Origin of the sequence: Streptomyces sp. CA-250714 (assembly GCF_050936705.1) — a bacterium.
In the GTDB taxonomy this organism is placed as follows: Bacteria; Actinomycetota; Actinomycetes; order Streptomycetales; family Streptomycetaceae; genus Streptomyces.
The window spans coordinates 3820434-3843996 of record NZ_JBNJMI010000001.1; the positions used below are offsets into that span (position 1 = coordinate 3820434).

General features: G+C 72.2%; 23 protein-coding genes and 1 pseudogene. 8 read left to right on the forward strand and 16 right to left on the reverse strand.

What is annotated here, in order from left to right:
- Positions 1 to 28 precede the first annotated feature (28 nt).
- Positions 29 to 490: a GbsR/MarR family transcriptional regulator gene (locus ACQEU8_RS17040; RefSeq protein WP_433102459.1), complete on the forward strand. Its 462-nt coding sequence runs from the start codon at positions 29 to 31 to the stop codon at positions 488 to 490.
- Between the two features lie 94 nt (positions 491 to 584).
- Here the strand turns inward: ACQEU8_RS17040 and ACQEU8_RS17045 are convergent, their stop codons facing one another.
- Positions 585 to 1478: a hypothetical protein gene (locus tag ACQEU8_RS17045; protein ID WP_433101436.1), complete on the reverse strand. Its 894-nt coding sequence runs from the start codon at positions 1476 to 1478 to the stop codon at positions 585 to 587.
- A gap of 300 nt (positions 1479 to 1778) precedes the next feature.
- Here ACQEU8_RS17045 and ACQEU8_RS17050 point away from each other — a divergent pair, with 300 nt between their 5' ends.
- Positions 1779 to 3062 (forward strand): adenylosuccinate synthase, encoded by a 1284-nt coding sequence (locus ACQEU8_RS17050; RefSeq protein WP_433101438.1) that lies wholly within the window; start codon positions 1779 to 1781, stop codon positions 3060 to 3062.
- Between the two features lie 172 nt (positions 3063 to 3234).
- On the opposite strand, the gene ACQEU8_RS17055 is transcribed toward ACQEU8_RS17050, so the two are convergent.
- Complete coding sequence (locus tag ACQEU8_RS17055) at positions 3235 to 3798, reverse strand: HXXEE domain-containing protein (RefSeq protein WP_433101440.1); 564 nt, start codon at positions 3796 to 3798, stop codon at positions 3235 to 3237.
- A gap of 205 nt (positions 3799 to 4003) precedes the next feature.
- On the opposite strand from ACQEU8_RS17055, the gene ACQEU8_RS17060 reads away from it, so the two are divergent.
- Entirely contained in the window at positions 4004 to 4270 is a 267-nt protein-coding gene (locus ACQEU8_RS17060; RefSeq protein ID WP_433101442.1) for a hypothetical protein, read from the forward strand.
- A gap of 118 nt (positions 4271 to 4388) precedes the next feature.
- Here ACQEU8_RS17060 and ACQEU8_RS17065 read toward each other — a convergent pair whose 3' ends face one another.
- The 5 genes and pseudogenes from ACQEU8_RS17065 to ACQEU8_RS17085 form a co-directional block, all read right to left on the reverse strand.
- On the reverse strand, positions 4389 to 5102 hold the full coding sequence (locus ACQEU8_RS17065) for an alpha/beta hydrolase family protein (protein WP_433101444.1): 714 nt from the start codon (positions 5100 to 5102) through the stop codon (positions 4389 to 4391).
- Entirely contained in the window at positions 5099 to 6352 is a 1254-nt protein-coding gene (kynU, locus tag ACQEU8_RS17070) for a kynureninase (protein WP_433101446.1), read from the reverse strand. Before kynU ends, ACQEU8_RS17065 begins: the two co-directional genes overlap by 4 nt.
- Positions 6345 to 7166: a tryptophan 2,3-dioxygenase family protein gene (locus ACQEU8_RS17075; protein ID WP_433101448.1), complete on the reverse strand. Its 822-nt coding sequence runs from the start codon at positions 7164 to 7166 to the stop codon at positions 6345 to 6347. The genes kynU and ACQEU8_RS17075 overlap by 8 nt, the downstream gene beginning before the upstream one ends.
- A 261-nt stretch (positions 7167 to 7427) precedes the next feature.
- Positions 7428 to 7841 (reverse strand): DUF3151 domain-containing protein, encoded by a 414-nt coding sequence (locus ACQEU8_RS17080; protein ID WP_433102461.1) that lies wholly within the window; start codon positions 7839 to 7841, stop codon positions 7428 to 7430.
- 51 nt (positions 7842 to 7892) lie between these two features.
- Positions 7893 to 8531: pseudogene (locus tag ACQEU8_RS17085) on the reverse strand (YczE/YyaS/YitT family protein); the annotation flags it as partial.
- 351 nt (positions 8532 to 8882) lie between these two features.
- Between ACQEU8_RS17085 and ACQEU8_RS17090 the strand changes: the two are divergent.
- From ACQEU8_RS17090 to ACQEU8_RS17105, 4 genes are read left to right on the forward strand one after another with little or no spacing between them, the layout of a single operon-like run.
- The gene (locus ACQEU8_RS17090) at positions 8883 to 9524 is read left to right on the forward strand and encodes a DUF6875 domain-containing protein (RefSeq protein ID WP_433101450.1); all 642 of its coding nucleotides are present in this window, start codon (positions 8883 to 8885) and stop codon (positions 9522 to 9524) included.
- Positions 9521 to 10438, forward strand: coding sequence for a tryptophan 2,3-dioxygenase (locus tag ACQEU8_RS17095; RefSeq protein WP_433101452.1), 918 nt, complete (start codon positions 9521 to 9523; stop codon positions 10436 to 10438). The genes ACQEU8_RS17090 and ACQEU8_RS17095 overlap by 4 nt, the downstream gene beginning before the upstream one ends.
- Before the next feature lie 33 nt (positions 10439 to 10471).
- Entirely contained in the window at positions 10472 to 11749 is a 1278-nt protein-coding gene (locus ACQEU8_RS17100) for a kynureninase (RefSeq protein WP_433101454.1), read from the forward strand.
- Positions 11746 to 12549 carry an SDR family NAD(P)-dependent oxidoreductase gene (locus ACQEU8_RS17105; protein ID WP_433101456.1) on the forward strand — a complete coding sequence of 268 codons (804 nt, stop codon included), beginning with the start codon at positions 11746 to 11748 and terminating at the stop codon, positions 12547 to 12549. The genes ACQEU8_RS17100 and ACQEU8_RS17105 overlap by 4 nt, the downstream gene beginning before the upstream one ends.
- A gap of 266 nt (positions 12550 to 12815) precedes the next feature.
- On the opposite strand, the gene fbaA is transcribed toward ACQEU8_RS17105, so the two are convergent.
- From fbaA to ACQEU8_RS17145, 8 genes are all read right to left on the reverse strand, one after another.
- A complete protein-coding gene (gene fbaA, locus ACQEU8_RS17110) occupies positions 12816 to 13847 on the reverse strand; it encodes a class II fructose-bisphosphate aldolase (RefSeq protein WP_433101458.1) in 1032 nt (343 codons plus the stop codon).
- Positions 13848 to 14069: 222 nt separating this feature from the next.
- Positions 14070 to 14612, reverse strand: coding sequence for an orotate phosphoribosyltransferase (locus tag ACQEU8_RS17115; protein ID WP_433101460.1), 543 nt, complete (start codon positions 14610 to 14612; stop codon positions 14070 to 14072).
- 140 nt (positions 14613 to 14752) lie between these two features.
- Complete coding sequence (locus ACQEU8_RS17120; RefSeq protein WP_433101462.1) at positions 14753 to 15577, reverse strand: aldose 1-epimerase; 825 nt, start codon at positions 15575 to 15577, stop codon at positions 14753 to 14755.
- Between the two features lie 233 nt (positions 15578 to 15810).
- The gene (locus ACQEU8_RS17125) at positions 15811 to 16770 is read right to left on the reverse strand and encodes a hypothetical protein (RefSeq protein ID WP_433101464.1); all 960 of its coding nucleotides are present in this window, start codon (positions 16768 to 16770) and stop codon (positions 15811 to 15813) included.
- Between the two features lie 831 nt (positions 16771 to 17601).
- Positions 17602 to 19095 (reverse strand): polyamine aminopropyltransferase, encoded by a 1494-nt coding sequence (locus ACQEU8_RS17130; RefSeq protein WP_433101466.1) that lies wholly within the window; start codon positions 19093 to 19095, stop codon positions 17602 to 17604.
- 54 nt (positions 19096 to 19149) lie between these two features.
- Positions 19150 to 19728, reverse strand: coding sequence for a DUF2617 family protein (locus tag ACQEU8_RS17135; protein WP_433101468.1), 579 nt, complete (start codon positions 19726 to 19728; stop codon positions 19150 to 19152).
- A 379-nt stretch (positions 19729 to 20107) separates the two neighbouring features.
- Positions 20108 to 20335, reverse strand: coding sequence for a hypothetical protein (locus ACQEU8_RS17140; RefSeq protein WP_433101470.1), 228 nt, complete (start codon positions 20333 to 20335; stop codon positions 20108 to 20110).
- A gap of 1 nt (position 20336) precedes the next feature.
- Positions 20337 to 20600 carry a hypothetical protein gene (locus ACQEU8_RS17145; protein ID WP_433101472.1) on the reverse strand — a complete coding sequence of 88 codons (264 nt, stop codon included), beginning with the start codon at positions 20598 to 20600 and terminating at the stop codon, positions 20337 to 20339.
- Positions 20601 to 20746: 146 nt separating this feature from the next.
- Between ACQEU8_RS17145 and ACQEU8_RS17150 the strand changes: the two genes are divergently transcribed.
- Positions 20747 to 21961 carry a pyridoxal phosphate-dependent aminotransferase gene (locus ACQEU8_RS17150; protein WP_433101474.1) on the forward strand — a complete coding sequence of 405 codons (1215 nt, stop codon included), beginning with the start codon at positions 20747 to 20749 and terminating at the stop codon, positions 21959 to 21961.
- A gap of 171 nt (positions 21962 to 22132) precedes the next feature.
- Here ACQEU8_RS17150 and ACQEU8_RS17155 read toward each other — a convergent pair whose 3' ends face one another.
- Complete coding sequence (locus ACQEU8_RS17155) at positions 22133 to 23425, reverse strand: phytase (RefSeq protein ID WP_433101476.1); 1293 nt, start codon at positions 23423 to 23425, stop codon at positions 22133 to 22135.
- Positions 23426 to 23563: the final 138 nt, after the last annotated feature.

Below are 23563 nucleotides of genomic sequence, written 5' to 3' on the forward strand. Positions count from 1 at the left end.
GAAGCTGACAGTCGTGGCAGATGACTCCATGGAGGATTACGAGAAGAGGGTCTCCCCCTTCGTCGAACGGTTCGCCGCCGACCTCACCGAGGCGGGCATGCAGCGCATGGCGTCCCGCGTCTTCGCCTGCCTGCTCGCGTCCGAGGACGGCGCCCTCACCTCCGCCGAACTGAGCGAGCGGCTGCACGCCAGCCCCGCCGCGATCTCCGGCGCCGTGCGCTATCTGTCGCAGGTGGCGCTGGTGTCGCGGCAGCGCGATCCCGGGTCACGCCGCGAGCGGTATCTGCTGCATCACGATGTCTGGTACACGACGATGCTCAATCGCGATCAGTTGCTCACTCGGTGGCTCGGCACGCTGTCCGCCGGCGCGGAGAGCGTCGGCATTGATACGCCCGGTGGGCGCCGGGTGCGGGAGAGCAAGGAGTTTTTGGAGTTCATGCGGGAGGGGCTGGAGGATCTGCTCAAGCGTTGGCAGTCGCGCCAGGGTTGAGATTCCTTCCGGGAGGGGCTGCCCCTGCCCCAGGGTTGCGGACTGCGGGTTGTCTGTGGCTGGTCGCGCAGTTCCCCGCGCCCCTTCGGGGCGCTCACCCCTCGCCCGGCGGAAGCACCAGGTGCCAGGCGCGGGGCAGCACCGTCCAGGTGCGGGACTCGGCCGGGGCGGCCACAGCCCCCGCATCCGCGTCGGCGCGATAGCGGAAGCCCTCCGGCGCTGAGACCGTCACGGACGTGGCCCGCACCCGGACAGGCGCCCCCGCGAGCGGGTGGACGGACACTTCGGCGAGCCCGGCGCCGGCCGTACGTACCGTCACATCCGTCACCGGCCGGTCAGGGCCGGTGACCACGGCGCCGTCCGCCTCCACCCGCAACCGCTGCACGGTACGCACCTGCGGCGCACGGGGCGCGGGGGTCATCGGCGCGGCGCCCTGCTCCTCACGGTGGGCCCGGGACAGCACCGTGCGGGTCAGCGCGTGGTACATCCGCCGCCACGGGGAGGCCGCAGCCGATGGAGAGCCCTCCCGATGCGGCGACGGGGCGGGTGCCCTCTCCGTACGCAGGCCGCCGAGCACGATGCCGTCCTCGTCGTCGACCAGCAGATCCAGCGCCCGCGGGTGGCCGCGCAGCACCGTACGGGCAGCCGAGACCGCGTCCAGTGGCAGGCCGAGGCTGCGGGCGAGGGCGACCGAGGGGCCGTTGCCGACCGGCACCACCGACAGTGCCGCCTCCTCCAGGGCGCGCTCCCCGTGCAGATGCTGGACGGCGCGCAGCAGGGCCCGGTCGTTGCCGACCAGCACGGGGCGTCTGCCGCCGCGCCGCGCCAGCAGCCGCGGCGTCTGCGCCGGATCGTCGGGGAGACACAGCTTGAGCTCCGGCGTCGCGGCGCGCAGTACGTCGCGCGCGATCCGTACGGACTCGGCGTCCGTGAGCCGGGCGACCGGGTCGACGACCACGAGCAGCGGAACCCCCGGGGCCTGGTCCACGCTCGCGGGGGGCCTCGCGGAATCTGGAGCCGACACCACGATCCTTCCTCATGAATCCGGAGGGATCCGGATGGTTCCGATACGTACTGAGGTGGTGCTGGTTCGTACGTCCGTCCGGCTCGGGGCACTCCCCTGTTCGTCACCCGCGAGAATTGTTCGGTAATCTCTCGGTGCAAGAGCCCCTGCCGCTGTTGCGCCAGGGGCTTCCTCTATCTGGGGTACCGGCCTGCGGCTCTTGCGATGGCGCCCGACGGCGTCACCGCACGTGGGACATGCCCCGCCCGGAAGGGGTGTACGCCTGTGCCCGCACTTGTGCTGCTCGGTGCTCAGTGGGGTGACGAAGGCAAGGGAAAGGCCACCGACCTGCTCGGCGGCTCCGTGGACTATGTGGTGCGCTACCAGGGCGGCAACAACGCCGGCCACACGGTCGTCGTGGGCGACCAGAAGTACGCGCTGCACCTCCTCCCTTCCGGGATCCTCTCCCCGGGGTGCACCCCGGTCATCGGCAACGGCGTCGTCGTCGACCCCTCGGTCCTGCTCTCCGAGCTGAGCGGGCTCCAGGAGCGCGGCGTCGACACCTCCAAGCTGCTGGTCAGCGGTAACGCGCACCTGATCACCTCGTATCACGCGACGCTCGACAAGACGACGGAACGGTTTCTGGGCAAGCGCCGTATCGGCACGACCGGGCGCGGCATCGGCCCGAGCTACGCCGACAAGATCAACCGGGTCGGCATCCGGGTCCAGGACCTGTTCGACGAGTCGATCCTGATGCAGAAGATCGAGGCCGCGCTCGACTTCAAGAACCAGGTGCTGGCCAAGCTCTACAACCGCCGCGCGATCTCCCCGCAGCAGGTCGCCGAGGAACTGCTGGGCTACGCGGAGCAGATCAGGGGCTACGTCGCCGACACCACGCTGATCCTCAACGACGCGATCGACGAGGGCAAGGTCGTCCTGTTCGAGGGCGGCCAGGGCACGCTGCTGGACGTGGACCACGGCACGTACCCGTTCGTCACCTCCTCCAACCCGACCGCGGGCGGCGCCTGCACCGGTGCCGGCGTCGGTCCGACGAAGATCAGCCGGGTCATCGGCATTCTGAAGGCGTACACCACACGGGTGGGCGCGGGCCCGTTCCCGACGGAGCTGTTCGACGACGACGGCGAGGCGCTGCGCCGGATCGGCGGCGAGTTCGGCGTCACCACGGGCCGCAACCGGCGCTGCGGCTGGTTCGACGCGGTCATCGCCCGCTACGCGACCCGCGTCAACGGCCTCACCGACTTCTTCCTCACCAAGCTGGACGTGCTCACCGGCTGGGAGCAGATCCCGGTCTGCGTCGCCTACGAGATCGAGGGCGAGCGCACCACCGAGCTCCCCTACAACCAGAGCGACTTCCACCACGCCAAGCCGGTCTACGAGTACCTGCCGGGCTGGAGCGAGGACATCACCAAGGCCAAGACCTTCGGCGACCTCCCCAAGAACGCCCAGGCCTATGTGAAGGCCCTGGAGGAGATGTCCGGCGCCCCCATCTCCGCCATCGGCGTCGGCCCGGGCCGCGACGAAACGATCGAGATCAACTCCTTCCTCTGAGCGGACCCCGCGCCCCGAAGGGGCGCGGGGCTGTGTTCATGTGCGGCTCCGCCGCGTGAGCGCGACAAGCCACAGAACACCGGCAGCCCGCGAGCGACGGACAGGGGCACCCCCTGACCGGAACAGCGGAGAGGGGTCAGATCCGCCGGACCGCCCTACCCGCGGTGGCGGGCTAGCGCAGGAGCCGACCCGCCACCACATGTGAGAGGGCCGTCGCCGCCGCGGCGGCACCGACGCCGAGAGCCACATCGCGTGCGGTGACCGGGCGAAGCACACCCGCTGCGCGCAGCCGCTTGCGGGCCCAGGCGGTGAAGGGGATGACCAGGAGAGGTGAGGTCACGGAGCCGGGGGTGTAGCCGCGGATGGCGGCTGCCTGTGCCAGATGCATGAAGCCGTGCAAGCCGAAGCCGGTGAGCGCCTGCTGGTAGAAGGCGCTGCGCCCGCCCGTCCGGTACCCGTCCGCGGCGGCGGCCCCCACGACGGCGGCCATCACGCCGACCGCGGTCGTGAACCGGCGGGCGTCCATCGACTCCAGCCGCGTCCATACCGCCTCCGGCACGCCGGGTATCCGTTCCCGCAACTCGGGAACGCGGGTACGGGTCCAGCGGGGCACCATGGCCACTTCCTCCGCGTCGTGCAGTGCCCATGCCGCGAACAGGCCCAGGGTGACGCCGACTCCGATCGCGTCGCCCGGCTCCTGGTTGTTCCCGGCCGCTTTCGTCCGCTCTGTGTTCATGGCGGAAGTGTGCCGGGAGCCGGCCGGGAGGCATGCATGCACCCCCTGTCAGCTTAGGTGCCGGGGCGGCCGGTAAGCGCCCGTGCGAGGTATATGACCGGCACGTACGGACTAATGATGATCGTTTCGGTGCGAGGTGTGGAAGGAGTCTCGACGCACAGCCAGAACCGCGCGAGACCGCGCACCAGACCCGCGAGGAGCACCTATGCGCATCCGTACCGCGACTGCCGCCGCCGTACTGGCGACCGCCGCCGTCCTCGGCTCGGCCGGCACCGTTGCCGCCCACGACAACAACCAGAGCCCCTGGACGTCCGTCGCCCAGGACTTCAGCGACCGCGTCCTGAGCCACCGAGTGAGCAGCAGCGACAACGACACCACCGACATCAAGTCGTTTCAGTCAACGAACGTCTCCGACAACGAGCTGAACAACATCAGCAGCGGTCTCGCGGTCGGCGAGATCGAGGTGGAGTGAGACCTGCGGATCGTCAGGGCGCTCCGGCGCCCGCGCGCCGTTCCGGCCCCGCTCGGTGCGGGGCCGGACGCGTGCGTGAGGACTCGCGAACGTGCGGAGTGCGGCAGCCGGACGAGCCCTAGCGCAGGGAGCGCACCAGAACGTCGAAGGAGGGGGTGCGCGGGGTGAGGGGGGCGTAGTGGCCCACCCCGGGCATCAAATGGAGGCGGGCGCCCCAGTTGTTGGCGTAGCGGCGGGACAGTTCGATGGGCACCTCCTGGTCGGCGGTGCCGTGCAGGATCTCCACCGGCGCGCGGGGCAGCAGCCGCATCGGGTCCGCCTCCCACAGCGTGGAGGCGACCTTGTCCTCGCCGCCGAGGAAGGCGGACACCGCGCCGCCGCTCAGCCGCAGCTCGTGGGCCCGCTCCAGATCGGCGACCGGCGACAGTACGACCACGCGCCCCGCGACCCGGTCCCGTTTGGCCGCGGCCCACAGCGCCAGCTGCCCGCCCGCCGAGTGGCCGAAGAGCACGCTCGGCACAGCGCCCAGGTGGTCGAGCGCGGCGTCGATGTCCTCCACCGTCGTGGGCCAGCCGCCGCCTCCGCCGACCCTGCGGTACTCGATCAGCGCGACCGGTATGCCCTGCCCGGCCAGCGCGGCGGCGAACGGCGACAGATGGCCGCGGTCCCACTCCTCGCGCCAGAACCCGCCGTGCAGCAGCACCACCCGACCGCCGCCGGCGGCCTCCCCGTACAGGTCGATGACCTGCGAGGGGTGCGGTCCGTACCGTTCCTGGCGCTCCGGGGTGGCCGGTGGAAGGGCCAACAGCGCCTTGTGGTCGTCCTGGCTCATCGTGCTCCCCCGATCACTTCGCCAAGGACGCGGGCAGCGCGCTCGACGTCCTGGAACGAAGTGTAGAGCGGGGTGAAACCGAAGCGCAGGACACCGGGACGGCGGAAATCTCCTACGACACCGCGGGCGATCAGCTCCTTCATCACCGGCTCCGCCGACTCGGCCGGGTCGCACAGCAGCGCGATCTGGCTGCCGCGCCGGGCCGGGTCGGCAGGCGTCAGGGAGCGCACCGAAATCCCCGTACGGGCCGGGCTGTCGGGCCCGTACGCGGTCACGCAGCGCAGGAAGAAGTCGGTGAGCGCCAGCGACTTGGCCCGTACGTCCTCGATCCGCACCCCATCCCAGACCGCGAGCGCGGTCTCCAGCGCGGCCATGGACAGGATGTCCGGGGTGCCAACCCGGCCGCGGGCGGCGCCGTTCGCGGGCTCGTAGGCCGGGGCCATGGCGAACGGGTCCGCGTGCGAGTTCCAGCCGGGGAGCGGCGAGTCGAACCGCTCCTGGAGATCGCCGCGTACGTAGAGGAACGCGGGCGCTCCGGGGCCGCCGTTGAGGAACTTGTAGGTGCAGCCAACCGCCAGGTCCACGCCGTGCTCGTCCACCCCCACGGGCAGGGCACCCGCGCTGTGGCACAGGTCCCAGACCGCCAGGGCGCCCGCCGCGTGCACGGCGGCCGTCAGCGAGGGCAGGTCGTGGAGCGCGCCGGTGCGGTAGTCGACGTGGTTGAGCAGCACGGCCGCGGTGCGCGGGCCCACCGCCGCCGGCACCTGTTCGGGGGCGACGGCGCGCAGGGTGCAGCCGGTGAGCCGGGCCGCGGACCCGGCGATGTAGCCGTCGGTGGGGAACGTCGCCTCGTCGACGAGGAGTTCGTCGCGTGCCGGGTCGTCCTGCCGTGCGATGCGGACCGCGCCGATCGTGGCCTTGAGGACGTTCACGCTGGTCGAGTCCCCGACGACGACCTGCCCCGGCGCCGCGCCGATGAGCGGCGCCACCAGTTCGCCGACCCGCTCCGGCATGGTCCACCAGCCGGACTCGTCCCAGGACCGGATCCGCAGCCGCCCCCACTCCCGGGAGACGACATCGGCCAGCCGCCCCTCGACGGCCTTGGGCAGCGCCCCGAGGGAGTTGCCGTCGAGGTAGACGGTGGCGGGGTCGAGCACGAACAGCTCACGGAGTGGCGCGAGCGGGTCGGCGGCGTCCCGGGAGAGGGCTTCGGAGGCGAGGTCGGATGGCGTGGGCGCGCGGTCAGACATGGCTGCGCGCCGTCCACAGCTCGGGGAAAACCTGTTTGGCGGCCCGCTTCTCCAGCCAGGCGACCCCGGCCGAGCCGCCGGTGCCGACCTTGGCCCCCATCGCCCTGCGGGTGGCCACCAGATGGTCGTTCCGCCAGCGCCAGACCAGCTCGGCGACCTCGGTCAGCGCCTCGCCGAGCCGGTGCGCAGCGGAGGACGGATCGCCCGCGTAGACCCGCACCCACGCCGCCTCGACACCCGGATCGGGCTCGTACCTGAGCGCGACGTCCCGGTGCAGCACCGTCTCGGGTACGTCCGCGCCCTGCCGGGCGAGGAACCGCAGCGCCTCGTCGTAGAGGCTCGGTTCCTGGAGCGCCTTCTCCAGCTCGGCGTGCACCCGGGGCGAGCCACGGTGCGGCACCAGCATGGAGGCGGACTTGTCGCCCAGCAGGAACTCCATCCGCCGGTACATCGCGGACTGGAAGCCGGAGCCCTCGCCGAGCGCTGAGCGGTAGGCGTTGAACTGGGCCGGGGTCAGATGTGCCAGCGGCTCCCAGGAGGCGTTGAGCGACCGCAGCTCGTGCGTGGAACGCTTCAGGGCCGCCAGTGCGCCCTCGATGTCGTCCTGCCGCAGCCGGGTCGCCGCCGTCTGCCACTCGTGCACGATGACGGTGAACCACAGCTCCATGACCTGCGTGGTGACGAGGAACGCCATTTCTCCTGGGTCCTCGGAGAGCGGGTGCTGGAGGTGGGTGAGGACGTCAGCGCGGACATAGTCCTCGTACGGTGTGGTGCCCGCGAAATCCAGTACCGGGGCATCGGGGTCGTGTGACATCGCTGTCTCCACTCGCTGTGCTTCCGGGTAGCGGTCCGCTCCCTTCCGATAGACGTCGGAGCCCCGGTCCCCTCGGGCCCCTTGAGGCCCACTGCGCATCATGCGGGTTGCCCGGCTGGGCGGCAAGTTCCCTGCGAGGGTGCCCCCTCCCCTGGTCTGGAGAGGGGGTGCCCCTTGCCCGATCCCGCAGGCTGCGGGCGCTTCGTTGGCTGAGCGCGCAGTTCCCCGCGCCCCTTCGGGGCGCAGCCCACAACCCGGGCGTCAGCCCAAGGTGGCTGCCGCCGTTGGGGAGCTCTCCTTGAGGAAGGAGGAGCAGCGCTCGTACTCATCCTGCTCGCCGATCGCCTGGGCCGCACGCGCGAGGGCGTGCAGGGCACGCAGGAAGCCGCGGTTCGGCTCGTGCTCGAACGGCACGGGGCCGTGCCCCTTCCAGCCGTTGCGGCGCAGCGCGTCCAGCCCCCGGTGGTAGCCGGTGCGCGCGTAGGCGTACGACTCGACGACGCGGCCCGCCTCGAACGCGTCGTCGGCGAGCTGCGCCCATGCCAGCGACGAGGTGGGGTGCTGCGCGGCGACCTCGGCGGGCGCCGTCCCGGCGGCGAGCAGTTCGCGGGGCTCGGGATCGTCGGGGAGGTGGGTCGGGGGCGGACCCCCGAGCAGGTTCTCGTGAATGGCCATGACCCCCAGTGTGCCTGTACGTGCCGACACTCCGGACACCGCGCCACCTGCCGCTCCGCCTTGATCCGCGGGTTTCGCCGGTTCCGCCGGTTCCCGTACGGCGAACAGGCGCAGGAAGAACTGGATCAGCGGGCCGATGGCCAGCGCGTAGACCACCGTGCCGACGCCGACGGAGCCGCCCAGCAGGAAACCCGTCGCCAGCACGACGACCTCGATGACCGTACGCACCAGCCGGGTGGAGCGCCCGGTGACCCGGCGCAGCCCCGTCATCAGCCCGTCCCGCGGCCCCGGGCCGAAGCGCGCGGCGATGTAGAGGCCGGTCGCGGCACCGTTGAGCACCACGGCGGCCAGGAACAGCGGGACGCGCACCAGCAGCGGCTGCGGCGTGGGGGTGAGGGCCAGGGTGGCGTCCATCGCCGCGCCTACCAGCAGCACATTGGAGATGGTGCCGAGGCCGGGCCGCACCCGCAGCGGCAGCCACAGCAGCAGTACGGCGGCCGACGCCAGGATGACGACAGTGCCGATGCTCAGCCCGGTGCGCTCGGCGACGCCCTGGTGGAAGACGTCCCAGGAGTTGAGGCCGAGCCCGGCGCGCAGTTGCAGGGCGACGCTCGCGCCGAACAGCAGCAGCCCGGCGTACAGCTGGGCCAGCCGGCGCGGGACATGCCCCCGCACCGGACCGGTCGTCAGGCCGAGGGCGCCGCGGAAACCGCCGCCGCGGAAGCCGCCGCCCCGGAAACGGGCACCGCGTAAGCCGCCGCCGCGGAAGCCGGCGGCGCTGCGGAAGGGGCGCGGGGAGCGGGTCACCACCTCATCGTGGCGCGAACCGCAGCGGCGCGCGGCCCCTCACGCCCGGCCAGGCCGGCGGCAACCACGCAAAAGCAGCCACACACCCCTGGCCCCTCCCGCCGCACTCTGCTCCCCCATCACGCCTGTCCCGGCCCACCAGGCATCGCGCATCCGGCGCATGCCCCTGGCACCCGCACACGATGACGGAGATGAGCCTGCCGTCCCCGCTCGGGATGGCGTGACGCTTACGGAATGGACTTGAGCAACGGGGACAGTGGTGAGCGCTGCACCGCACCACAGGAACAGGCGTGGCGCTGGTTCGAGGAGTTCCTGTGCCGGCCCAACGGGCAGCTCGGCAGGGACGGACATGTCTGCCCGTTCGTCGGGCCGGCAATCGAGGCCGGCACGCTGCGGGTGGCCGAGTGGGAGGTCGGGCCCGAGCCGGGCGTGGGCGATCTGGTCGCGCTGGTGCACCGGATGGTCGACGCGTTCCGGAACATGGAGTGGGCGACCCGCAATCGCACACTGCACGCGTTCGTGGTCGTACTCAACGGGCTGGACGCGGCGGCGCTGCCGCTGCTGGACGAGGCACACAGCAAGGTCAAGCCGGAGCTGGTGAGCCAGTATCTGATGCTCGGTCAGTTCCATCCCGCCTGCGAGGAGCGCGCTGCCCGCAACCCCGGGCTGCGCGTCTCACGCGCTCCGGTGCCGCTGTTCGCGCTGCGCCATATGGCCTTCCACGATGTGCTGTTCCTGGACGACGACATGGAGTGGTTCTCCGCCTACCACGCGCGCTTCGGCCGCCGGTACTCCTCGGTGACGATGCCCGACCCGCTGTTCGCCGACCGGTACGCACGCGCCTGTGAGAAGTGGCTCGCGGGGTGCGGCACATGACGGCCGGCTCCAACGCGAACGGCAACGGAAGCCACGGCTGCGACCTCGGCGGCCGGGGCAGCGACGCGGAGCGGGCCCGGCTCGCGGCGCTGCGCGACGGCGAGCCCCTGACCGACTTCGCGGGCCGCTCCACCCCGTACATCGACTACCAGTCCATCGACGTCCTCCTCTCCCTCCAGCAGCCGCGCTCCGAGGAACCCGCCGAGCTGCCCTTCTATGTCCTGGGCCAGGTCAAGGAGCTGCTGTTCAAGCTCCTGTACGAGGAACTGGTGCGGGTGCGGTCGCTGCTGGACGAGGACGAGGTGCGGCAGGCGCTCTGGGTGCTGCGCCGCGTGCACCGCGAGGCCGGGCTGCTGTGCTCGACCTGGGACGTGCTCGGCTCGCTGGCGCCCACCGAGTTCAACGCCTTCCGCGACAGCCTCGGGCAGGCGTCCGGGCTCCAGTCGTACATGTACCGGATGGTGGAGTACGTCCTCGGCAACAAGGACCCCCAGCTCGCCCGCCCGCACCTGGGCGTCCCCGGCGTCGCCGAGCAGGTGCGCCGGGCGCTGGAGGAGCCCAGCGTGTACGACGCCGCGCTGGCGCTGCTCGCCCGGCGCGGCGCCACGCTTCCCGCCTCGGCGCTGGAGCGCGACTGGTCGCAGCCGTACGAGCCCAGCGACGCGGCCGAGCTGGCGTGGGCGCGGGTGTACGCCAGGGGCAGCGCCCCGGACGAGGAGCTGTTCTTGCTGGCCGAGGCGCTGGCGGATGTCGCCGAGGCGATGTGCCGCTGGCGGTCCCTGCATCTGCTCACCGTCGAACGGATCATCGGCACCAAGCCCGGCACCGGCGGCACCCATGGGGTGGCCTGGCTGCGCCGGGTGAGCGAGCACCGGTTCTTCCCCGATCTGTGGGCGGCGCGGGGCCGGCTATGAGGGATGTCCAGGGGCGGATACGAGGGGGCGGCCATGACGACGACACAGCCGGGCGCGGACAAGCAGGACGTGTACCAGGAGGCCCGCGAGGAGGGGGCCGTCGAGCTGGAAACCGTCCGGCAGCTGGACGCGGCGGACCCGCTGGCCGCCTTCCGCTCCCGGTTCGCCCCCACGCCAGACGGGCTGGTGTTCCTCAACGGCGCCTCCCTCGGCCGCCTCCCCGCGGCCACTGCCGATACGACCGACGCGCTGGTACGCGGTGAGTGGGGCGACCGGCTGGCCGAGGCCCGCACCCAGTGGCTCGACCTGCCGCAGCGGGTCGGCGACGAGCTGGCCGTCACCGTGCTCGGCGCCCGGCCCGGCGAGGTGGTGGCCTCCGACTGCACCAGCGTCAACCTCTACAAACTGGGCGCCGCCGCGCTCCGCGACCGGCCGGGCGCGGTGGTGCTGGACGACGACAACTTCCCCACCGACCAGTACGTGCTGACCGGGCTCGCCGAGGAGTACGGCCGCGAGGCACGCGTCGTACGCACCGACCCGGACCGCGGCCCGCAGCTCGACCAGCTCCGGCTGGCCGTCGAGGGCGGCGCCGCACTGGTGTCGCTGTCGCTGGTCTCGCACCGCTCGGGCGCGCTGGCCGACCTGCGCGCCGTCCAGGAGATCGCACACGCCGCCGGTGCGCTGGTGCTGTGGGACCTCAGCCACGCGGTGGGCGCCGTACCGCTGGAGCTGACCGCCACCGGCGCGGACCTGGCGGTCGGCTCCACCTACAAGCACCTGTGCGGCGGTCCCGGCGCGCCCGCGCTGCTGTACGTACGCGAGGAGCTGCACGGCAGGCTCACCCAGCCGGTGCAGGGCTGGTACGGGCACCGCGAACAGCTCGCGATGCGCCACGACTACTACCCCGACCCCAGCATCCGCCGCTTCCTCACCGGCTCCCCGCCCGTCCTCTCCCTCGCCGCTCTCCAGCCCGCCGTACGGCTGCTGGGCGAGGCGGGCCTGGAGCGGATGCGGGCCAAGAGCACCGCGCTGACCGGGCTGTTCCAACGGCTCGCCGAGCAGCTGCTGACCCCGTACGGCTTCCGCCTGGCCGGACCGGCCGACCCGGACGGGCGCGGCGGCCATGTCACCTTCGCGCACGAGCGGGCGCGGGAGCTGGTGCCGCTGATCGCCGAGCGCGCCGGTGTCCTCGTCGACTACGGCGCACATAACAGGATCCGCGTCTCGCCCGCGCCGCTGTCCACCCGCTTCGAGGACATCCACGAGGCCGCACACCGCATCCACCGCATGCTGAGGGAGGAGAACGCATGACCGCCGAGGACCGCGACCACCAGGCCGGCCGCCGCAGGAGAGTGCTGGTGACCGGAGCCTCGCGGCCCACCGGCATCGGCGCCGCCATCGCGGCCGTGCACGCCGAGCGCGGGGACGCGGTGGCGGTGCACTGCCGCGCCGACACCGCGGCAGGTGAGGCCGTCGTCGCCGCGCTGCCGGGCGAGGGGCACGCCCTGGTGGTCGGGGACGTGGGCGACCCGCAGCAGATCCCGCGCCTCTTCGACGACGCGGTGGCCGCGCTCGGCGGCGTCGACGTCCTGGTCAACAACTCGGCCGTGCACATCGAGCACCCCATTGCCACCACCCCGTGGGAGGAGTGGCAGCAGCTGTGGCGCCGCACGCTGGATGTGAACCTGCTGGGCGCGGCCCATCTGTCCTGGTGCTTCGCCCACCATCTGCTCCGGCGCCCGGAGGGATCGCGCGGCGGGCGGCTGGTGATGGTCGGCTCCCGTGGCGGCTACCGCGGCGAACCCGACGTCCCCGCGTACGGCGCCAGCAAGGCGGGCATGCACGCGCTGGCCCAGTCCCTCGCGGTGGCCCTGGGACCGCACCGGATCGCCGTCGCCGCCATCGCCCCCGGCTTCACCCGCACCGACCTCACCCAGCCGCTGCTGGACAGCCCCGAGGGCAAGCGCATCATCGCCGACCACCCCATCGGCCGGATCGCCGAACCCCGCGACGTCGCCGAGGCCGTCGCCTGGTTCACCGCCGACACCCCCGGCTCCGAGTGGGCCACGGGCGCGGTGCTGGATCTGAACGGTGCGTCGTATCTGCACTGAGCGCCCCGGAGGGGGCGCGAGGAACTGCTCCCCCAGCCTCCGGCCGGGAGGTGCCCCCAGCAACCACAACCAACCCGCAGCCTGCGACGCACAGAGAGGGGCACCCCCTCCCCAGCAATCGACCCGCGTCAGCGCACCAGCGGGGTCCTCCACCTTGCGGTACCAGCGTTCCGCCGACCGCCACGACCTTGTCCAGATGGCTTCCACGGCACCAGTCGAACACAGAAGCCCCCGGCGTACCGGGGGCTTCCAAGTGTCCGCTGCGGCTACTTCAGGCGGGTGCCCGTCGAGCGCAGGTTGGCGCAGGCGACCTGGACCCGGTCGGCCATGCCCTTCTCGGCGGCCTTGCCCCAGCTGCGCGGGTCGTAGACCTTCTTGTTGCCGACCTCGCCGTCGACCTTCAGCACGCCGTCGTAGTTGCTGAACATGTGCGCGGCGACCGGCCGTGTGAAGGCGTACTGGGTGTCGGTGTCGAGGTTCATCTTCACGACGCCGTTCTGCAGCGCCGTGGCGATCTCCTCCTCGGTGGAGCCCGAGCCGCCGTGGAAGACGAAGTCGAACGGCTGGCTGCCCGCGGGCTTCTCGAACTTCCCGGCGACGCCCTCCTGGAGGTCCTTCAGCAGCTCGGGGCGGAGCACCACGTTGCCCGGCTTGTAGACGCCGTGCACGTTACCGAAGGAGGCGGCGAGCAGGTAGCGGCCCTTCTCACCGAGACCGAGCGCCTCGGCGGTACGGACGGCGTCCTCGACGGTGGTGTACAGCTCGTCGTTGATCTCGTGGGTGACGCCGTCCTCCTCGCCGCCGGTGGGGGTGATCTCGACCTCGAGGATGATCTTCGCGGCGGCCGCCTCGGCCAGCAGCTCCTGGCCGATCTCCAGGTTGTCCTTGAGGGTCTCGGCGGAGCCGTCCCACATGTGCGACTGGAAGAGCGGGTTCTCACCGCGCTGCACCCGCTCGCGGGAGACCGCCAGCAGCGGGCGGACGTAGCCGTCGAGCTTGTCCTTGGGGCAGTGGTCGGTGTGCAGGGCGATGTTCACGGGGTACTTCTTCGCGACGATGTGCGCGAACTCGGCGAGCGCCACCGCGCCGCTGACCATGTCCTTGCTGTACTGCCCGCCCAGGAACTCGGCCCCGCCCGTGGAGATCTGAACGATGCCGTCGCTCTCCGCCTCGGCGAACCCGCGGAGCGCGGCGTGCAGCGTCTGCGTCGAGGTGACATTGATGGCGGGGTAGGCGAACTTGCCCTCCTTCGCCCTGTCGAGCATCTCGTTGTAGATCTCGGGGGTTGCGATGGGCATCAGACCGCTCCTTGGGGTGTGCGTGGTGTGATCCGGCTTCGGCTCAACGGAACGACGTCATCGTCGTGCCCATCTTCCCAGACGGGACCGGATGCTCCAGACGCGGGGGTTCACAAATTCACTAGGTGCACGTTCACTCGGCGCGACCCGCTCGGTGCATTCGCCAAGCGCGCTCACCAAGTGCGGTTTCACGTGAAACGGCCGACGTACGAGCCGTCCGGCTCACGCCAGCTCAAGGTCGCTCAAATCGAACGCGTATACATACGGCACCCCGGCGCGCTCCATCGCCGTGGCCGCGCCGCGCTCCACGATGGTCGCCACCGCGACCACCTCGGCACCTGCCTGGCGGGCCGCCTCGACGGCGGTGAGCGGCGAGTTCCCGGTCGTCGAGGTGTCCTCGACGATCAGCACCCGGCGCCCCGCGACATCCGGGCCCTCGATCCGGCGCTGGAGGCCGTGCGCCTTGCCCGCCTTGCGGACGACGAACGCGTCGAGGTGCCGGCCGCGGGCCGCGGCGGCGTGCAGCATCGACGTCGCGACCGGGTCCGCGCCGAGGGTGAGCCCGCCCACCGCGTCGTAGTCCAGATGCGCCGTCGCGTCCAGCATGACCTGGCCCGCGAGCGGCGCCGACTCACCGTCCAGGGTGATACGGCGCAGGTCGATGTAGAAGTCGGCCTCCGCACCGGAGGAGAGGGTGACGCGGCCGTGCACCACGGCCTTGTCCTTGATCTGTCGCAGCAGCGCGGCGCGCACGTCGTCGTTCATGAGGCCTCAGCCTAATTCGTTGCCAACGGCCGATGGCCCCGCAGCCGGCGGGGTCCGGGCTGTTCGAGCGTGACGACGGTGACAGCTACGCGCCGCGGCCGGTGCCACGGCAGCCACCACCTCCTTGCCGCCGGCCACGGCTACAGCCGCTGCCAGCTCCAGGTCGTGGTCAGCTCCAGCGGGTCCAGGGGGGTCACCTGGCGCGGGTGGGAGTTGAGCCCGTTCGGCGGGCCGCTCTGCGGCTCCACGCAGACGGCCTCCTCCGGCTCGTCGTACACCACGACGTACTCGGCACGCGAGGTCATCCGCAGCGACAGCTCCGACGGCCACGTAAGGGTGACGTCGACGCCGCCCGGCATTCCGAAGCAGTCGTCCCACGGGCCGGGCTGCGGCTCGATCCGGGCACCGGTCGGGATGTGGTCCTCGCCCCGCTCCTCCTGCCACTCGGGCGAGAAGTCGATCCGTACGTCCTCGCCGCCCTGGCCGAGGTTGCGCAGGAACCACGGGTGCCAGCCGGCCTGGGCCGGGAACGACACGTCAAAGGTCTCCACGGCGAGCTTCAGGGTGAGCGAACCGCCGTCCTCGGCCAGCTGGACGACCTGGGTGACCCGGCCCTCCCAGGGCCACGGGTCGGTCAGGTCGTAGGTGAACGACGCCTTGGTGCCGGTACCGCCGGGCGCCTGCCGCCAGACCGCGTCCCGGACGGTGCCGTGAATGGCGTGCCCCCCGTTGTTGAGCGGCAGTTGGAACATCTCGCCGCCGTTGCGGAAACGCCCCTGCGCGGTGCGGCCACACCACGGCGCCATCACGAACGAGCCGTACTTCGGCCCCTGGCGCAGGAGTTCGGTGCCGCCCACCCGGAGGGAGGCGAGCCGGCACCCATGCTGGGGTTCGACCGTCACCTCGGTCCCCTGGGCGCTGAGCACGACGGACGTGGCTTCTGCGGAGGTGGGCAGATCAGTCATACAGCGACCATAACGGCGCTGTCAGCAACGCCGCCGCAGGACCCGCTGTGAGCGGGGGCCCTACGGGCGTACGCGCGGGGTGCGGGACGGGTGCCTCCCTGGCGGGGTGGCGCGGATCCCTCCCAGGCGGCGCGCCCGGGTGCCCGCAGTCGGCGACGCGTCGGGGGCGCGGGCCCTTGGTACGGGATGCGGACTCACGACGGTGGCGCAGGATGCGGGTACCGGATACGGGGTCAGCGGCGGCGGCGTAGGACGCGGCCGAGGACTACGGCGCCGGCGACGACTGCGGCGGCGGCGGGGGCGGCCCAGCGCAGGGTCGCGGTGGCCGAGGTCTGCTCCGGTGCCGGGACGGGGGCGTAGCGGCCGCGGGGCGGGGCGTGGTCGACCTCCTCCGCGCTGCGGCCGATCATCGTGCGGCGCGCGTGCGCGGCCTCCGCGCCGAGCCCACCCGTGTCCCCGGGCACCTCCGCGTCGTCGTAGCCCTCGCTCGCCGCGTCCGCCGCGTCGAGTTCGGACTCGTCGTCGCGGCCCAGCGACGAGGGCGGCACCTCCGTCTCGAACAGCGGGGTGCGGTCCGGTTCGGGCTCCGGCTCCGGGATGCCGGGGATGGCACGTTCGTTGTCGCCGGGTGCGCCGATGCCGCCCGTGACGGGGCCCTCGCCCTCCCCCGGCCCTTCGCCGGTCGCATCCGTCTCCGCCTCCGGGCTGCCCGCGGGCGGCTCGTCGCGGATGCTGTCCCCGAGCGCCGCGGCGAACCGGTCGAGCAGCCGCACCCCGGCCGAGGTGGCGGTCTTCTCCTCGATCGCGGCGAGCCTGCCGGTACCGGTGACCGTGCCGACGCACACCAGTGCGGTGCCCTCGCCGTCGTCCGCCGAGCGGGGCTCGATGGTCAGGGCGAGCTCGACGGTGCCCTCGCCGCGGGCCTCGGTGCCGCGGCCCGTCACCTCCAGTCGCTCCAGCGCGTCGGGCGCCGCCGTGCTGCCGGTGCCGCCGCGGGGGGTGAGGGAGAAGGTGCCGCGGTAGGTGATGGTCGAGCCGCCAATCCTCACCTTGAGCCGGCCGGCGAGTTGCTCCGCGGCGTCCTCTTCCGGCTCCAGCTGGAATCCGGGGACGCAGCGGGCGACGCGGGCGCTGTCGGTGAGGGCGGTGCGGACAGAGCCGACGGAAAGCGGTACGTACACCTCGTGCTCCATGGGGCGGAGCCTATTACCCATCGGTCCGCCACACATATGACTGCGCCGCAACTTTGCCGCTCCGCGAGTTGGGTGCCGCCGCCAATCGTTGAGGGCCCAGCCTTGGGGGCCTTGGGTGGGTGGGGGGTGGTGGTGGGTTGAGGGTTGGGTGGGTGGGGGGTGGTGGGCGGGCTTGAGGGCCCCACCCTGGGCCCCCTCCTGTGTTGGGGGCGCTGCCCCCAAACCCCCGGTCCTCGCCGGACGGGCGTTGGGGCGGCTCCGCCCCCCAACTGCCCCCCGCTACGGGGGCTCCGCCCCCCTAGGAGCCCCCCCGACCCCATGCCTCCGTCTGGACAATTTGTCCTCCGCCCCTGGTCCAGGACTATTCGCTGCGGGTGGCGCCCATATCTGGGGTGGATAACAGCCCCCATGCGACAACCCCAGATATGGGCGCCACCCGCAGACAAAAGGCAGCAACTCGCAGGCGGACGGCTCTTACGTCAATGGCTTCCGCGATTGCGGAAGGGGGGTCCTAGGGGGGCGAAGCCCACCTAGCGGGGGGCCGTTGGGGGGCGGAGCCCCCCGACACGACCTGTCGGCGGCAGCCGAAAACGAAAGGGGGCGTGCCCCCACAAGCCAGCCGACCCGGCGGCAGGCGGGGGGAGCCGCCCCCAACCCCCACCCACCCACGCCACCACGAACCCCCACCCACCCCAGGCCACCACCACCCCCACCCACCCGAGCCGCCACTACCCCTCCCAACCCAACCCACCCCGCACCGCCACTGCCCCCTCCCACCCGTGCCCCACCCCAACCCACCCCCAGCCCTCAAAATCGGCGTGACCGGCGGAGCTATTGGTAGCGGGGGTGCATCAGGGTGGAGGGCGGCAGATTGGTGCGGCCGCCATGGAGGCAGGTGGGCGGCGCCGGCCGCGCATGTTCGGCCAGCAAAAACCCCCGCTCACCGGCGTACGGGCAAGGCCGCAACCCCGCGGCCCGCAAGGTGGCGTACACCGTCCAGAAGTCGTGCCGCTCCCGACGCGGCCCCGCCCGCAGGGCGAACCTCCCCTCGTCGGCGAGGGCCCTCGCGGCGAGCCCGTAGAACTCCTGCGAATACAACCTCGGCCCGGCGGCACCCCCGGGCCCGGGCCCCGGCAACGCGGAGACCATCACATCGAACGGCACCGCATCCCCCCGCACGCGGTCCCGCAACCAGTCGAAGGCGTCCGCATGCACCAGGCGGACCCGCGGATCGTCCAGCGCACCGCGATTCAGCGCCCGCAGCCCGGGGTCGCGCCGGGCGAGCCGTACGACACCGGGATCCCGCTCCACGACGGTGACCTCTCGTACATCGCGGTACCGCAACACCTCCCGCAGGGCGAGCCCGTCGCCGCCGCCGAGGATCAGCACCCGGGCGCGCGGCCCGCCGACCACGGCGGGCCGGACGAGCTGCCGGTGGACGGCGTGGGCCTGCCGGCCCCGCAGTGCGAGCCTGCCGTCCTGGAAGAGCCGCAGCTCACCCGCCGCGGGCCACTGTGCGCGGGTCGCGCCGCCGGTCAGTACGAGCTCCTGATGGGCGGTGTGCACGGCGACCCGTACCTCGTCGCCGTAGACGGCCTGCCGCGCGGCACGTTCGAACGGGCCGACGAACGCGGTGCCCGCGAGCAGCAGGAGCAGTACGCAGCTGTTGGCGGCCAGCAGTCGCCAGCGCGCCCGCTCCCGCAGGTCGTGGCGGAAGAGCCACTGCACGACCACGCCGCCGGCCACCGCGTTGACCACGCCGGTGAGCAGCCCGGCGGTCAGCTCACCGGCGAGGGGAAGGAGCAGAAAGGGGAAGGTCAGACCGCCGACGAGCGCCCCCACATAGTCGGCCGCGAACAGGTCGGCGAGGGCGCCGCCCGGGTCCTGCTCGCGGATCCGCTGGATGAGCGTCATCAGCAGCGGCATCTCCGCACCGATCAGCGCCCCGATGGTGAAGGAGGTGATGACCAGCATCACGCGGGTGCCGCCCAGCCAGGCGAAGGAGGCGTACAGCGCCATCGCCGAGCCGCCGCCGACCAGCGCGAGCAGCGCCTCGACGTAACCGAAACCGGCGGCGGCATGGCAGCGCAGCCGCTTGGCGAGCAGCGAGCCGACGCCCATCGCGAACACCATGACGGACAGCACGACGGATGCCTGGGTGACGGAGTCACCGACCAACGAGGAGGCCACCGCGACCAGTTCGAGTTCGTAGACGAGGCCGCAGGCGGCGCACACGAAGACCGAGGCGAGGACGAAACCGCGCCCGAGCCCGGCGGGTACGGGCAACCGCGCGCTCTCCACGTAGGGCTGTGGACGGTCGATCATGGGTGCACGCTACGTCACGTATGGGGCACCTCTGGTCACTCACATGAGTGGCGCTCAGGCCATGGCCGGGCCGCACACCGGGACCGTGGCCGGCTCGCGCGGGCCTCCGGCACCCTCCCGCACCTCGCGCGCCCTGGTGGCCACCCGGGTACGGGTGGAGACCAGACAGCCCTCCTGTGGATACGAGTGCCAGGTGCGCCAGCGGATCTGCCCCTCGTGCCGCTGGACGAGCAGCGCGGTGAACGCGCTCGGCGAACCGGGGAAGGTGCCGGCGAAACCGTTGGGATGGTCCGCGACCAGCGCGAGCAACTCCTGCGCGCGCCCCGCGAACGAGCCGGGTGACAGTCTCTCGACGCGGGCCGCGAACTCATACTCCCAGTCGCCGAAGCGCTTGGAGACGCCGAGCGGGAGCGGGCTACTGCGGCCCGGAAGACAGGCGACGGTTTCGGAACAGCTGCCGTACTCCTCGCCGAGCAGCACTTGGTGCGAGGCTCCGAGCAGCCGCAACTGCACGTGGGTGTCGTCCAGTTCGACGTCCATGCAGGCGAGGGCCGGAAGGGGCCCGCGGCCCAGGTCCCAGCCGAGGTCGTGCGCGCGGGTGTCGGAGTAGGCGGTCTTCAGGATGGTGAGCATGGGTCGGCTCCGCAAACACGCAGGGAGGGTGGGCCGCCCCACCCCTCGATCTCCCGAGCCTCCCGGCCGGGGGCTGGGAGCGCTCGGGGACGACAGTTCACGATTCACCGAATCACGGAACGCGCTGCGTCCCCAGCGCTTTTACCCAGGTTCAGCGGATTTCCATCCCATAGGTATGGAACAGGTCAAGTGTTCCCTTCCAGCTGCGAGGGTGCCGCACGTGCAGCCGCACACCCGGCCGTGCGCACCGTTGCGCACGGCCGACGCACGAGCCCCAACTCCCGCCGTCCGCCTCATCTTTGGCGGATCTCAACACCCGCCGCTCGCCTCATCTTTGACGGGTCTCAACGCCCGCCGTCGGCGCCATCTCCGGCGGGCCTCAACACCCGCCGCCGCCACCACCGCCACCACCGCCGCAGCCGCCACCGCCGCCCCCACAGGACGAACCGCCGCCGCACGAGCTGCCGCCACCGCCGCCGGCCCACCAGGAGCCCCGCCGCCTGCGGCGCCGGGGTGGGGTGCCGTTGGCCGCTCTGACCAGGGCGACGATCACCTGGATGACAATGGCGAGGCCGATGATGAGGAAAGCCGGGGCCGCGTTCTCCACGTCAGCTCCCCCCGCCACCACCGCCACCGCCGCAGCCACCACCCCCGCCGCCGCCACCGCCACCGCAGGACGAGCTGCTGCCACAGGACGAGCCGCCGCCACAGGAGTTGCTGCCGCAGCTGCTGCCCCCGGTGCCACCGCCACCGGCCCACCAGGAACCGCTGTTGCGCGAACGGCCGGGACGGCTGGAATCGGCCGACTTGACGAGCGCGGCGATGAACGCGAAGACGGCCACTATGCCGATGAACACCATGACTGCTGTCATGAGATATCCCCCTTGAGGTCCTTGGGCGGCAACTTCCTTTCCGTTCCCGTGCGTTGCCGTCCGCAGGCGTAGGCGGCTCCTGCCCGAGGCGGCGGCACCCCAAAGCAGGGTTGAGGAAGATAAGAGCTTGCCGGAGGATGACAGCCATGACTGCTGGCCAAGCTGCTGTCCCCGGCGCGCGGGAACGTGGGCGTCCGCTGCTCAACCACCACCTCGCCGAGTTCGGCACCACGATCTTCGCCGAGATGTCCGCGCTCGCCGTCCGGACCGGCGCGATCAACCTGGGCCAAGGGTTCCCCGACACGGACGGGCCGGAGGAGATCCGCGAGGCGGCGGTGCGCGCCCTGCGGGACGGGCGCGGCAACCAGTACCCGCCGGGCCCCGGCATCCCCGAACTGCGCGCGGCCGTGGCCGAGCACCAGCTGCGCTTCTACGGCCTGCGGTACGACCCCGACACCGAGGTGCTGATCACCGCCGGCGCCACCGAGGCCATCGCCGCCTCGCTGCTCGCGCTGGTCGAGCCCGGGGACGAGGTGATCGCGCTGGAGCCGTACTACGACTCGTACGCCGCCTCGATCGCGATGGCGGGCGGCACCCGGGTGCCGGTCACGCTGCGCCCGCGCGACGGTGCGTACCACCTCGATCTGGACGAGTTGCGCGACGCGGTCACCGACCGCACCCGGCTGATCCTCCTCAACACCCCGCACAACCCCACCGGCACCGTGCTGCGCCGCGAAGAGCTGGCCGCCGTCGCGGAACTGTGTGTGGAGCGCGATCTGCTCGCCGTCACCGACGAGGTCTACGAGCATCTGGTCTTCGACGGCGAGCACCACCCGCTGGCCGGCTTCCCGGGGATGCGGGAGCGCACGGTCACCATCTCCTCCAGCGGCAAGACGTTCTCCCTGACCGGCTGGAAGGTCGGCTGGATCACCGGCACGCCCGCGCTGGTGAGCGCGGTGCGCTCGGCCAAGCAGTATCTGACCTATGTCTCCGCCGGCCCCTTCCAGTACGCCATCGCCGAGGCGCTGGCGTTGCCGGACAGCTACTACACCGCGCTGCGGGAGGGCCTGCGCGCCCGGCGGGATCTGCTGGCCAAGGGGCTGCGCGAGGCCGGTTTCGAGGTCTTCCGTCCCGCGGGCACGTACTTCATCACCACCGACATCCGCCCGCTGGGCGCCACGGACGGTGTCTCGTTCTGCCTCGCGCTCCCCGAGCGGGTCGGTGTCGTCGCCGTCCCGACGCAGGTCTTCTACGACCACGCCGAGGCGGGCGCGCCGTATGTCCGCTTCGCGTTCTGCAAACGGGAGGACGTGCTGGCCGACGCGGCACAGCGGCTGCAGGGTGTGGCGGGCACCGGCTGACCCGCCACCCCGCAGCGCTCGCGGGCTCCCCCGAGTCCGCCCGCGACCCCCGTGCGCGGGACCCACTCCTCACCCCCGTGCTTCCCCCGTAGGCGGGTCCCGCGCTCTACTGAAGAGTCTCCGGGCACGGGACCCCGCGTGGTACCTGACGTGTGTCAGGGGAGGAGCGCGTCAGTCGTCGAGGCTTTCCCTGACGTCGCCGAGGTCGACGAACTTGAAGCCGGTGGCCTCGCGATCGCCGTCGCCCGGGGTGTCGTGGCCGTCCTGGACGACGAGCAGTCCGTGCGGATACCGCTTGCCCAGCGGGGCGTTCAGTACGGCGGCGCCGTCGCACTCCTCGGAGCCGTCGAGCGTGCGGCCCGCGGCGGTGACGCGGAAGCCGCCCTCGTGCTCGCCGGCCCCGTCGTCCCCGTCCCGTTCGCGGTCGTACGCGGCGAAGGTGTTGTCGCCCTGGCTGGAGGCGAGCAGATATCCGTCACCGTCCGCCTCGGTGAGCAGCGTCAGCCCCTCGACGTCCGCCGACAGATGCTCGCCGCCGTAGCCCGGGTCGGCTCCGGGGACGCACTCCTCGGTCTCCTCGTCGTAGGTGGCGGGTACGCCGTACTCGCGGACCCGGTCCACGAGGCGCGGGGTGCCGGTCAGATCGGCGGGCATCCGCCAGATGCCGACGTCCTCCTGCCCCGCGTAGAGCGTGCCGTCGGCCGGGTCCACGACTATGCCCTCGACCTGCGGCTGCTCGTCCGGCTCGCCGCACGGGGACCAGGAGTCGCCGTTGGGGAGGCGGAACGAGGCGGGCAGATCCAGGGTGCGGACCGTGCGGTAGGTGACCTTCCCGGCCGCGGTCGGGGTGAGTTCCAGCAGCGCCACGCGGGTGGTGTTGCGGCGGCTGACCAGCGCCCAGGAGCGGCCGGTCGACGGATCGGTCCAGGTGGCGAGGCCGTAGGCGGTGCGCTGTTCGTTGATCTCGTCCTGTCCCGAGGAGAACACCGGCGGGGCTTCGGGGCTGGTCACATCGGTGAGCGGGCCGCCGCTGCGGTCGGGCGCGATGCGGTAGAAGCGCAGCCGGTCGTGCCCGCGGTCGGTGGTGACGGCCAGGTCCGAGCGGCCGGAGCCGAGCCGGAGCCCCTGGACGAGGTCGACGTTGTTGAAGCGGCCGGGCGCGTCGTCAGGACCGGACGCGGGCGGCGCGGGCACGGACTGGACCTGGCGCGCCGCCAGGTCGTACACCCGCAGCCCGCCCTCCTTCGCCGTCGCGACGACGAGGCTCGCGTCCGGGTCCGCGGGGTTGCGCCAGATCGCGGGGTCGTCGGCGTCGGCGTTGCCGCCAGCCTCGCCGTCGTACAGCGTCGGCGTCTCGGCGCGGGGCTGGACGGCGGGCAGCGCGCTGTCGTTCCGGTGGGGGTGCGCGCCTGCGGATCCCGCCTCCGCGGTGAGCGCGGTCAGCGTGGCGAGTGCCGTCCCCATGACGAGGGCGAGCGGGCGGACTGTGCGGAGTCTTAACACGGGGCACCCCTGACTGACGGGAACAGGTCAATTGCCGGGAGTGAGCATGGGTGCGCCGGGTGGCCCGCGTCCATACGGGGCACGACGGAGCGGGGTGGT